This window comes from Streptomyces sp. NPDC044063 (genome assembly GCF_056434285.1).
In genome coordinates, this window is the sequence record NZ_JBWKFM010000061.1 from 1 (window position 1) to 10291 (window position 10291).

General features: G+C 72.6%; 11 protein-coding genes. 6 read left to right on the plus strand and 5 right to left on the minus strand.

What is annotated here, in order from left to right; genetic code table 11:
• Positions 1-314: 314 nt before the first annotated feature.
• A complete protein-coding gene (locus AC07BS_RS34940) occupies positions 315-1079 on the plus strand; it encodes an SDR family NAD(P)-dependent oxidoreductase (RefSeq protein WP_478650981.1) in 765 nt (254 codons plus the stop codon).
• A 127-nt stretch (positions 1080-1206) separates the two neighbouring features.
• Here AC07BS_RS34940 and AC07BS_RS34945 read toward each other — a convergent pair whose 3' ends face one another.
• Positions 1207-2085 (minus strand): sensor histidine kinase, encoded by an 879-nt coding sequence (locus tag AC07BS_RS34945; protein ID WP_478935565.1) that lies wholly within the window; start codon positions 2083-2085, stop codon positions 1207-1209.
• Between the two features lie 152 nt (positions 2086-2237).
• Positions 2238-2840, minus strand: a complete 603-nt coding sequence (locus AC07BS_RS34950; protein WP_478650985.1) for a ScbR family autoregulator-binding transcription factor — start codon at positions 2838-2840, stop codon at positions 2238-2240.
• A gap of 420 nt (positions 2841-3260) precedes the next feature.
• Here AC07BS_RS34950 and AC07BS_RS34955 point away from each other — a divergent pair, with 420 nt between their 5' ends.
• A complete protein-coding gene (locus tag AC07BS_RS34955) occupies positions 3261-4298 on the plus strand; it encodes a sensor histidine kinase (protein ID WP_478650977.1) in 1038 nt (345 codons plus the stop codon).
• Here the strand turns inward: AC07BS_RS34955 and AC07BS_RS34960 are convergent.
• Positions 4234-4839, minus strand: coding sequence for a response regulator transcription factor (locus tag AC07BS_RS34960; protein ID WP_478650975.1), 606 nt, complete (start codon positions 4837-4839; stop codon positions 4234-4236). The genes AC07BS_RS34955 and AC07BS_RS34960 overlap by 65 nt on opposite strands.
• 164 nt (positions 4840-5003) lie before the next feature.
• On the opposite strand from AC07BS_RS34960, the gene AC07BS_RS34965 reads away from it, so the two are divergent.
• On the plus strand, positions 5004-6104 hold the full coding sequence (locus AC07BS_RS34965; RefSeq protein WP_478650973.1) for an LLM class flavin-dependent oxidoreductase: 1101 nt from the start codon (positions 5004-5006) through the stop codon (positions 6102-6104).
• Between the two features lie 2 nt (positions 6105-6106).
• Positions 6107-6553: a lipocalin-like domain-containing protein gene (locus AC07BS_RS34970; protein WP_478935569.1), complete on the plus strand. Its 447-nt coding sequence runs from the start codon at positions 6107-6109 to the stop codon at positions 6551-6553.
• A gap of 109 nt (positions 6554-6662) precedes the next feature.
• On the opposite strand, the gene AC07BS_RS34975 is transcribed toward AC07BS_RS34970, so the two are convergent.
• Positions 6663-7823 (minus strand): acyl-CoA dehydrogenase family protein, encoded by a 1161-nt coding sequence (locus AC07BS_RS34975; RefSeq protein WP_478650971.1) that lies wholly within the window; start codon positions 7821-7823, stop codon positions 6663-6665.
• Positions 7824-7989: 166 nt separating this feature from the next.
• Entirely contained in the window at positions 7990-9048 is a 1059-nt protein-coding gene (locus AC07BS_RS34980; protein WP_478935566.1) for a DUF6081 family protein, read from the minus strand.
• A 141-nt stretch (positions 9049-9189) separates the two neighbouring features.
• Here AC07BS_RS34980 and AC07BS_RS34985 point away from each other — a divergent pair, with 141 nt between their 5' ends.
• Positions 9190-10086, plus strand: coding sequence for an MBL fold metallo-hydrolase (locus AC07BS_RS34985; protein ID WP_478935567.1), 897 nt, complete (start codon positions 9190-9192; stop codon positions 10084-10086).
• 109 nt (positions 10087-10195) lie between these two features.
• On the plus strand, positions 10196-10291 hold a 96-nt coding region (locus AC07BS_RS34990), incomplete at its 3' end, for a biotin carboxylase N-terminal domain-containing protein (protein ID WP_279617129.1).

The following is a 10291-nucleotide window of genomic DNA, read 5'->3' on the forward strand; positions in this document are numbered from 1 at the left end:
TCGCGCCCGCACGGCTGCGGGTCATCGGAGCCATCGCGATACGGTTCGCCAGCCGGATCCCGGCCACATCGATCGGATCAAACGCAGTGGTCATGGAGAACTCCCAGGACGTATTCGAACAAGGGGATCGCACCAGGTGCGAGGCGCAGACTCTCCCCAGGCGCTTCAGGGACGCTTGAGCGGAACTGGAAGCACACGAGGGCCGCCCTCGTGCCCGCCTCGGCCGGTGGACGCGGCTCCACTTGGGTTCGAGTGGCAGTGGCTGAAATACGCGCGTACGGATCGAGGACCGACTGCTTGTGGGGTGTTCGGAAGTGGGCGTGCTGGAGAACAAGACGGCCCTGGTGACGGGTGCGGGAACGGGGATCGGGCGGGGCATCGCCCTGGGCCTGGCCGCCGAGGGCGCGCTGGTGGCGGTGCACTACGGCCGCAGCGACGCGGCCGCCGCCGAGACCGTGGCCCTGGTGGAGAGGAACGGCGGAAAGGCGTTCACGCTGCGCGCGGACCTGTGCTCCCCGGGCACCGTCGAGGAGCTCTACGAGCGGTTCGACGCGGAGCTCGCGGCGCGCGGGGTGAAGCCGGGCCTGGACATCCTGGTGAACAACGCGGCGGCGCACGAGGTGGGCCCGGTCAGCGACATCACCGAGGAGCTCTTCGACCGGCTGTTCGCGGTGAACGCCCGGGCGCCGCTGTTCATGGCCAAGCACGCCCTGACGCGGATGTCCGCGGGCGGGCGCATCGTGAACGTGTCGTCCGGGGTGACGCGCATGGCGTACACCGAGTCGGTGGCGTACTCGATGTCCAAGGGCGCGGTGAACACGATGACGCTGACCCTGGCGAAGGACGTGGGCCCGCGGGGCATCACGGTCAACGCCGTGCTGCCGGGCTTCGTGGCGACGGAGATGAACGCGTCGCTGCGGTCCACCCCGGAGGAGGCCGCGGCCCTCGCCGAGTGGTCGGTCTTCGAGCGGATCGGGCTGCCGGACGACGTGGCGGGCGTGGTGACGTTCCTGGCCTCGGACGCCAGCGGCTGGGTGACCGGGCAGTGCATCGACGTGAGCGGCGGCTCACGGCTCTGACCGGTCCCCGCCCCGCCGCCGGCCCCCGCCCCGCCGCCGGCCCCCACCCCGCCGCCGGCCCCCACCCCGCCGCCGGTCCCCACCCCGCCGCCGGTCCCCACCCCGGCGGCGCACCCGGTGGCGCGCCCTAGTGGCGGGCCCGGATGGGCAGGTGGATCTCCAGGCGGGTGCCGCCCGGGGCCGCCTCGCCGATGGTCAGCCGGCCGCCCAGGTCCTCCAGGCGCTCGCGCATCGAGCGCAGCCCGGGGGCCGGACGGCCGGGCGCGAGCAGCGCCTCGGCGTCGAAGCCGCGGCCGTCGTCCTCCACCCGGGCGTAGGCGTAGAGCCGGGTGAAGCGCAGGGCGACGGCCACCTCGTCGGCGCCCGAGTGGACGAAGCTGTTGCGCAGGGCCTCGCGGATGCTCAGGAACAGCTCTCTGCGGCAGACGTCGGAGACGAGCGTCTCCTTGCCGTTGGCGGAGATCGAGAACGCGACGCCGGGGGGCGCGGCGGTCTCGGCGAACTCCCGCAGCGCCGGGACGAGCGAGGGCACGGCGGTGGCGTGGTGGAGGCCGTCCACCGCGTCCTCGGTCAGCCTGATGGCCTCCCGCAGGGCCGCGCGGGCGGCCGCGAGGTCGGCGGGGTCGCCCGGCCCGCTGTCGTAGCGTTCCATGTGGCGGGCCACGAGGAAGAGGGTGGTGCCCAGTTCGTCGTGGAGGCCGCGGGCGAGGCGGCGGCCGGCACGCCAGGAGGCGTCCGCCTCGGCGCCGTCGGCGCCGTACGGGCGGGGCAGTCCCTCCTCGTAGGCGGCGTGGGCGAGGGGACCCTCCGGGCGGACGTCGTCGGCGGCCCGGAGGTCGTGCGTCGTGGTGCGGGTGCGGGCGTAGTGGGAGCGGCTGAGTCCGGCCTGCAGGGCCCGGGTGAACCCCTGGCCGAGCATGGCCTCGAGCCGCGCCATTCCCGCGTGGTCGGAGGTCCCGGTGCTGCTCGGGACGGCGGAACGTGTGGTGGCGGAAGAGGCACCCACCAGCGTCTCCTTGCACATGCGTGTGGTGGACGCCCTCGCCGGACGGCGAAAGCGCTGTACCTGTCGCGCTAGCGGTTCTGGAAGCTAACAAACCGAGGACGCGGTTTGTCAACGACGTTCAACTGTGACGATCAAGGCACGGCGCCGGTGGCTCAGTTCACCCGGGTGGGCCGGACCCGTGCTTCGGGGTGGGCGAGTTGAGGGAGCATCAGGCGCCAGAAGCCGGTCAGCGAGGACGCCCCGGCCCATCGCAGGTCCTCGCGGCTGAGGACGGCGAGGCCCACGGTGGCGCCGGTCACCGCGACGGCGGCGTCGCGCAGATGGACGCCGCCGGCCAGCGCGCCCTCGGCCCGTGCCGTGATCAGCAGCCGGCGGACGCAGCCGTGCCAGCGCTCGTTCAGCCGCGGGCCGCCGACGCGGGTGGTGTCGTAGCCGAGCCGGAAGCCGGCGCGGACGACCGGATCCTCGCGGAGCGCGGCGGCCAGTGTGTGCGACGCGTCGACGAGGGCCTGCAGCGCGCCGGAGGGGTGCGGCCTCGCCGACTCGCCGGCGCGGTGGAGGGCGGTGGACGCCTCGGATTCGACGGCCTGGGCGAGCGCCTCCTTGTTGTCGAAATGGAAGTGGAGGGCTCCGCTGCTCACTCCGGCCCGGCGGCAGATGTCGCTGAGGGTCGTCCTGGCGAAGCCGTGCTGTTCGAATGCCGCGGCGGCGGAATGGATCAGCTCGCGACGGGTGCGCGCCGCACGGTCCTGCATCGGCACTGGAAAGGCTCCGTTCCGCTCGGCCCGCTTCCTCGCGGGACGCTGTCGGCGCCCATGCGCCGAGAGTGACAATAAACCGCCGCGTTGGTTTTTTGCAGCACCTTCGCGGCCGCTTGAGCGAGGGTCCACCGGGACTCCGGAAGGTTCTCCGAGAATGTTTTCCACCTGGGGCTTTGCCGTGTGAACGCGGTATTTCGGGGGGAGTTGGAGATTCCGGAGGGAACAATTCCGGAGAGTGACGGGCGACGCACTGACTGCTATTGCCAACCGCGCCGTCGGTTTGTAGCGTGCCGAACAGTGCAACTTGATCCCGACATTGCGCATGTACAGGAGATCCTCATGGCACCACCCGACACCGACGGCCCCACTCTCCGGACCATCCGCCCCCTGCTCGCGAGCCGCGTGGGCTGACCGTTGCGTCCACTGGCCGTCAAGCGGCCCGGCTGGGTCGCCGTCCTGATCGTCGTCGCGGTGCAGATCGTCTGCGTCGTCACCTCCGCCGCCCTCGGTCCGCTGCCGGACCGGGTCAGCTGGTGGACCGTCCTGTTCGCCATGACCGCCACCGCCGCCCTGTGTCTCACCGTGCGGGCGGGGGCCTGTCTCCACGCCCCGGGCGTCCCCCAGCGACGCCGGTGGGCACCGCTGGTCCCGCTGTCGGTCGTGGGGATCTCCGCCCTCGTCCTGCCGCCCGGCGGGATCGTCTACGTCGTCCTCACCGCCGTGGCCGCCACGGTCGCCGTCTACGGACTGCGCCGCTCGCTGGTGGCCCTGGAGGCGCAGCGCCGCCGCGCGGTCGCCGAGCGGCGGCGCGCGCTGGAGGAGCGCCGCCGGCTCCAGCGCGACCTCCACGACCTGCTCGGCTACAGCCTCACCGCGGTGGCCGTGCAGGCGGAGCTGCTCGACAACCGGCTCGCCGCGGGGCACATCCCGGAGCGGCCGGAGGTCGCGGAGCTCATCTCGCTGTCCCGCAAGGCGCTCGCCGAGGTGCGGGCCTTCTCGGCCGGCCCGCAGCGGATGTCGCTCGGCCGCGAACTCACCTCCGTCTCCTCGGTCCTGGACGCGGCCGGGGTCGTCACCGACGTGGAGGGCACGCCCCCCGCGCTCGCCGATGCCCGGCTGGCCACGACCCTGACGGCGGTGCTCCGCGAGGGGGCCACCAACATCCTCCGGCACAGCGCGGCGCGGCGCTGCCGGATCGCGCTGCGCGAGGAGGCCGGCGTGATCGTCCTGGCGATCGACAACGACGGCTACGACCCGGTGAGCGACGGCGAGCCGGGCACCGGGCTCGAGAGCCTGGGCGCCCGGGTCGCGGCCGTCGGCGGCACGCTCACCTGGTCGCACGACGGCGACTGGTTCCGGCTCCGCGCGGTGTGCCCCACCGAGACCGTCACAGCCATCCCGCCTGCTCCGCGATACGTACGGCGTCCAGCCGGTTCCGCGCGTGCAGCTTAGCGACGGCGGCGGTGAGGTAGTTGCGCACCGTTCCGGTGGACAAGTGCATGCGGTGCGCGATCTCGCCGGGGTCGGCCCCGCTGGCCGCGTGCCGCAGCACGTCCGACTCCCGCGCGGTCAGCGGGCTGGAGTCGGCTTCCCAGGAGGCCACCGCCAGCTCGCGGTCGATGACCCGGCCGCCCTGCGCCACCCGGCGTATGGCCGCGGCCAGGTCCTGCGGCTTCGCGTCCTTCAGCAGGAACCCGCTGACGCGGGCGGCCAGGGCCCGTTGCAGCGTGCCCGGCCGCCCCAGCGCGGTCAGCACCAGCGTGCGGCACTGCGGCAGGCGTTTGTGCAGGGTGGCCGCCGCGGTCAGCCCGTCGACGCCCGGCAGGTCGATGTCCAGGACGGCCACGTCCGGCAGGACCTCGAGGGCGGTGGGCACGATGCGGTCGCCCCGGTCGACCTCGGCGACCACCTGCAGGCCGCTCTCGCTCGACAGGAGGGCCACCAGAGCGCCGCGGATCATGTGCATGTCCTCGGCCAGCATCACCCGGATCACGTCTTCGCTCCCCCCGTCCGGGGCAGTCGACGAAGGCTCCCCGGAGCGGGCTGATCATACACAGCTGGTTTCGGGCATCTCCTGTCATATGTCTCACATCGGTACGCAGTGCATCACTCGAACGCGGGTGGGTGCACCGATCCATTCCCCTGGAAAGAGGCTTCGTGGAGTTCGGAATATTCAGCATCGGCGCCATGGCCCCCCACCCCGTCACGGGTGAGGTGATGACGGAACGCGAACGACTTCGCGGCGTCGTCGAACTCGGCCTGCTCACCGAGCGGGTGGGCATGGACGTCTTCGCCGTCGGCGAGCACCACGACGGTCCGTACGTCACCAGCTCACCCACGGTGATCCTCGGTCACCTCGCCGCACGCACCACGCGCCTGCGGCTGAGCACCGCCGTGACCGTCCTGACCACCCTGGACCCCGTCCGGGTCGCCGAGGACTTCGCCACCCTGTCCCAGCTCAGCGACGGCCGCGTCGACCTGATGATCGGCAAGGGCGTGTCCTGGCGCACGTTCCCGCTGTTCGGGCGCGACCCGCAGGACCAGGACGCGCTGCTGGAGGAGAACCACCTCCTGCTGCGCCGGCTCTGGCGCGAGACCGACGTCGACTGGTCCGGCCGCTTCCGTACGCCGTTGCGCAGAGTGACGACGCTGCCCCGCCCGCACGGCGCCCCGCCGGTCATCTGGCACGGCGCGGTGCGCAGCCCGGCCACCGCCGAGACCGCCGCGCGGCACGGCGAACCGCTCTTCCTGAACAACCTCTTCGGCCCGCTGGAGCACTTCGGCGCGCTCGCCGACCACTACCGCCGAGCCTGGGCCGCACACGGCCGGGACCCCCGCGAAGCGGTGATCGGGGCGGGTGGACAGTTGCACATCGCCCGGCGCAGTCAGGACGCCGTCGCGGGCTTCCGCCCGTACCACTCGGCCCTCATCGCCCAGCGCGGAGGCTTCCCCACCCCGAACGGTCTCGAGCGCGAGATGGCCGGCACCACGCTTACTGTCGGTAGCCCCCAGCAGGTCGTGGAGGCCGTGCTGAGCTTCCGTGAGCGCTACGGCCACCAGCGCCAGCTCTTCGCCCTGGACATGCCCGGCATGCCCTACTCCGAGGTGCGCGACCAGATCGAGCTGTTCGGCGCCGAGGTGCTGCCGCACCTGCGCCGGGAGACGGGCCCGGCGCCGGTTCAAGGCGTGCTCAGCGGCGCCTCGAGCGGCCACGGCGACGATGCCGTGTCCCTGCCGCACACCGAGAGGGCTCTGTGACGATGCACCGCCCCGACGACAGCTTCGACCCGGTCGGCGTCTGGCGCCTGGTCGCCTACTACGACGTGGACGAGGCCGGGAACACCAGTGACGGCCCGCTCGGTTCGGCCCCGCAAGGGATGCTGATCTACACGGCGGACGGCCATGTCTCGGTGAGCATGATGCGCGCCCTCGACGGCGCGGGCGGCGGCACGGAGACCTTCATGGGCTACGCGGGCCGCTGGCACCTGGAGGGCGGCCGGATGACCCACGAGGTGGCCGTCAGCGCCCACCCGCACATCGTCGGCACCGCCCAGGCGCGCGAGGTGGAACGCGACGGCGAGGACCTGCTGCTGGCCGGCACCGCGATGATCGGCGGGCGGCCGCAGCGCCGCCTGCTGCGCTGGCGCCCGGCCGCCATCTTCGAGAAGACCGCTGTCGAAGAGACGGGGACGCCCGCGGCGACGTGAGCGTCCCGCGGCCGGACGGGGATCCCGGCCGCAACCGAACCCGCCGGGCCGGCTGCCCAGGAAGCCGGCCCGGCGGGTGCGTTTTCCCCGTTCTCCGGAGGTGCGGTGCTCAGGCCTCGAACGTGTGGGAGGCGTACAGCGCCGCCGCCGGGTCGAAGGCCAGCAGGACGTGCGTGGCGATCGAGTTCACGTCGCGCCACGCGCGCTGCAACGGGCTGTCGGTGGCCTGCCCCGACGTACCGGCCGTCGAGAACAGGCGGTTGACCGCGCTGACGGTCAGCTCGGCGGAGAGCGAGCAGTCGCGCAGGTTGCGGGCCGTCTCCCCGGCGGTCACGGCCGCCCCCTGGTCGGCGACCCGGGAGGCCCGCTCCAGCAGCAGCCGGGCGCTGTCGATGTCGCAGGCGCTGCGCGACAGCGCCGCCTCGTAGGTGCTCCGGACGGGGCCCGGCATCCCGGGCCGGCCGGCGCCGCGGGCCAGCCGCTGGGAGGTCTCCCGCGTCCACAGCGCCAGCGCGCCCTGCGCCGCGCCCACGGCGGGCACCGCGAACGACAGGCCGTTGGCGGCCTGGAGCGGCACGGTGTGGCACGCCGCCCGCGAGCCGTGCGGACGGCCCTCGAACAGCCGCTGCCGGCCGTAGCTGTGCGTCTCGGGCACGAACACGTCCTCGACCACGAGGGTGTTGCTGCCCGTGCCGCGCATGCCGGAGCTGGTCCAGGTGTCCTTCACGGAGTAGGCCGAGCGCGGCAGCGCGAAGATCCGGGCGGGCGGCGGGCCGTCCTGCGGCGCCCCCTCGGCCCGCGGCACGACGGCGCAGACCAGCGCCCAGTCGGAGTGGTCGACGCCGCTGATGTACGCCCAGGAGCCGGACACCCGCCAGCCGCCGGGCGCCGGGGTGGCCTTGCCCAGCGGCGACAGGGTGCCGACCAGGAAGGTGTCGGGCCCCTCGCGCCACACGTCCGCGTGCGCCTCGACGGGCAGGTAGGCGGCCATCCGGGAGAGGCTGGCCGCGATGGAGGCGCACCACGCCGTGGCCGTGTCGGCCTCGGCGACGGTGATCAGCGCCTCCGTCAGCTCCTCGAAGGTGCCGTCCAGACCGCCCTGGGCGGCCGGGGTGAAGTGCCGGGCGAAGCCGGCCCGGAGCATGTGCTCGACCACGTCGGGCGTCAGCCGGCGCTGCTCCTCCGCGTCCTGGGCGCGGTGCCGGGCCAGTTCGGCCAGTTCGACGGACCGGGAGATGAGTCCGGTCCCCTCAGGAGCCTGTGTGCGCATCCTCGCCCTCCTAGAGCCAGCGTTCGGGGCCCCGATCGTGCGTGGCGCCGATGGAACGCGGCTCGGGGCGAGCTCGAGCCCGATGCCGGAAGGGCCGGCAGCTTCCACCCCCGCGGCGGAACGGCCGGCCCTCCCTTGACATCAAACCGCTGACCTGGTTTTTTCTTTAGGACGTCGTCAGGCCCGTCCCGCTGACGCTGAAGGAGGAGACCTGAAGCTGAGCCCCCTGGCCCCACAGGCGGTTGCCGGCCAGGCTCTGGTCGTCGTAGAAGGTCTGGGCCGTGGGCGCGCCCACTGACGGCTTGAAGTAGGAGTTGGTCGTCGAGTCCAGCTTGACCAGGCCCTTGCCGTCCGCACCCGCACCGTCGAGCAGTGTGAACGTGCCCAGCGCGCACTGGAGCTGGCGCGGCTTGACGATCTCGTCGTTGCCGCCGTGGTCGATCAGCAGGTACTTGCGGTCGAGCTGGCGCGTGCCGATCTTGTCGACGGTCAGCACGGTGGTGCCGTTGACCTTCCACCGCGCCCGGGTGCGGTTGGTGTCGAGGGTGATGCCGTAACTGACCTGCTGGCCCTTGGTGATGGTGGCCACCGGCACCGCGTAGCTGAACGAGGCGTAGGTGCTGCCCGGGGACCGCAGGCGCTCGTAGAACGCGTAGACCTTGTTGTTCGCGGTGAAGAAGTCGAAGACGACGTTGGTCTCCTGGTCCACGGAGACCAGGGCGCCGGCCGCCAGCCGCAGGTCGGACTGCGGGTCGGAGACCGCGGCGCCGAACGGGTGCTTGTCGGTGTTGGTGGTGGTCACCCCCATCCGGGTGTTGCACGAGAGCTGACCGTAGTCAGGGGTGTTCCAGCCCGGGAAGCCGTACGAGGAGTTGTGCCGGGGCCAGGCCAGGTACTTGAGGTGGTCGGCGTCGCCCTGGCCGCCGGCCGACTGCTGGCCGGTGCTGTAGGCGAACGCCGGGTTGCCGGCCGAGTCCTTGCCGCTCGGCACGACCTTCAGGCCGGCCGACGAGGTGGTGGCGACTCCGTCGCCGCTGGGCAGGCCGCCCACCGGCACCTGGAGCCACTTGTTGGTGGTGTCGAATCCCTTGGTGAAGGTGTCGCTGAAGACGGTGGTCGATCCCGCCTCCTCCGACGACTCCTCCGCGACGGCCGCGGCCGGAACGATGCCGACGAGCAGAGCCGCCGCCAGGGCGGTACCGCTCAACCGTGCCCTCAGACCCATGTGCGTTCCCTCCGTTGGTTGATCTGGCGGCCAATCGTGAGGTGCGCCCCCTGAACATCGCTTGAGCGCGGCATCCGGTGCGCCTCGAGCCGGGACCGAAAGGCTTCGGCCAGACCCGCAGCGATCCCCCGAGGAGATGTCATGACGCCGCAGCTCACCGAAGTCGCCGAGCACGTCCACGCCTACGTCCAGCCCGACGGCAGCTGGTGCCTGAACAACGCGGGTGTCGTGGTGGCCGACGGGCAGGCGCTGCTGATCGACACCGCCGCCACCGAGGCCCGCTCGCGCGCCCTGCGCGACGCCGTCAAGACCCTGAATCCGGCCGCGCCCCGGATGCTGGTCAACACCCACTCCCACGGCGACCACACCTTCGGCAACCACCTCTTCCCCGAGGCCGTCGTCATCGGCCACCGGGACACCCGCACGGAGATCCTCCAGATCGGGCTGCACCTGACGACGCTGTGGCCGGACGTGTGCTGGGGCGACGTCGAGGTGACCCCGCCGCAGCTGACCTTCGACGAGCGGCTGACCGTCCACGTCGGCCCGGTGCGGCTGGAGCTGATGCACCTGGGCCCCGCCCACACCACCAACGACACCGTGGTGTGGCTGCCGGAGCAGCGGGTGCTGTTCACCGGCGACCTGGTGATGAACGGGGCCACGCCGTTCTGCCCGATGGGCTCGGTGACCGGCTCCCTGGCGGCCGTGGAGACGCTGCGCGCCCTCGGCCCCGAGGTGATCGTCCCCGGGCACGGCCCGGTGGCGGGCGCCGAGCTGCTCGACACCACCGAGGGCTACTTCCGCATGCTCCAGCGGCTGGCGAAGGAGGGCGTGGCGGCCGGCCTCAAGCCCCTGGACCTGGCGCGCGAGACGGACCTCGGGGAGTACGCGGCGCTGCTGGACTCCGAGCGCATCGTGCCCAACCTCCACCGCGCCTACATGGAGGAGCGGGGCAGCGCCCCCGGCACCCCGATCGACATGCCGGCCGTCTTCGGCGAGCTCGTCGAGTTCCACGGGGGCCTGCCGGCCTGCCACGCCTGACCGGAGCCGGGGCGGAGTAACGACTTCCAGGCAGTTTCCAGCCCGCCTCGAGCCCCGCGCCACAGCCTCGACGCCATCGGACCCCCAGTGTGAAGGACATGAAGTGAGCCTGCGCAAGGTGCTTATCGCCAACCGAGGCGAAATCGCTGTCCGTGTCGCTCGTGCGTGCCGGGACGCGGGGATCGCCAGTGTGGCGGTCTATGCC

Coding starts and splice junctions, on each gene's coding strand:
- AC07BS_RS34950 (WP_478650985.1), bottom strand. CDS start 2,840: ATGCAGGACCGTGCGGCGCGCACCCGTCGCGAGCTGATCCATTCCGCC.
- AC07BS_RS34980 (WP_478935566.1), bottom strand. CDS start 9,048: ATGGGTCTGAGGGCACGGTTGAGCGGTACCGCCCTGGCGGCGGCTCTG.
- AC07BS_RS34985 (WP_478935567.1), top strand. CDS start 9,190: ATGACGCCGCAGCTCACCGAAGTCGCCGAGCACGTCCACGCCTACGTC.
- AC07BS_RS34970 (WP_478935569.1), top strand. CDS start 6,107: ATGCACCGCCCCGACGACAGCTTCGACCCGGTCGGCGTCTGGCGCCTG.
- AC07BS_RS34975 (WP_478650971.1), bottom strand. CDS start 7,823: ATGCGCACACAGGCTCCTGAGGGGACCGGACTCATCTCCCGGTCCGTC.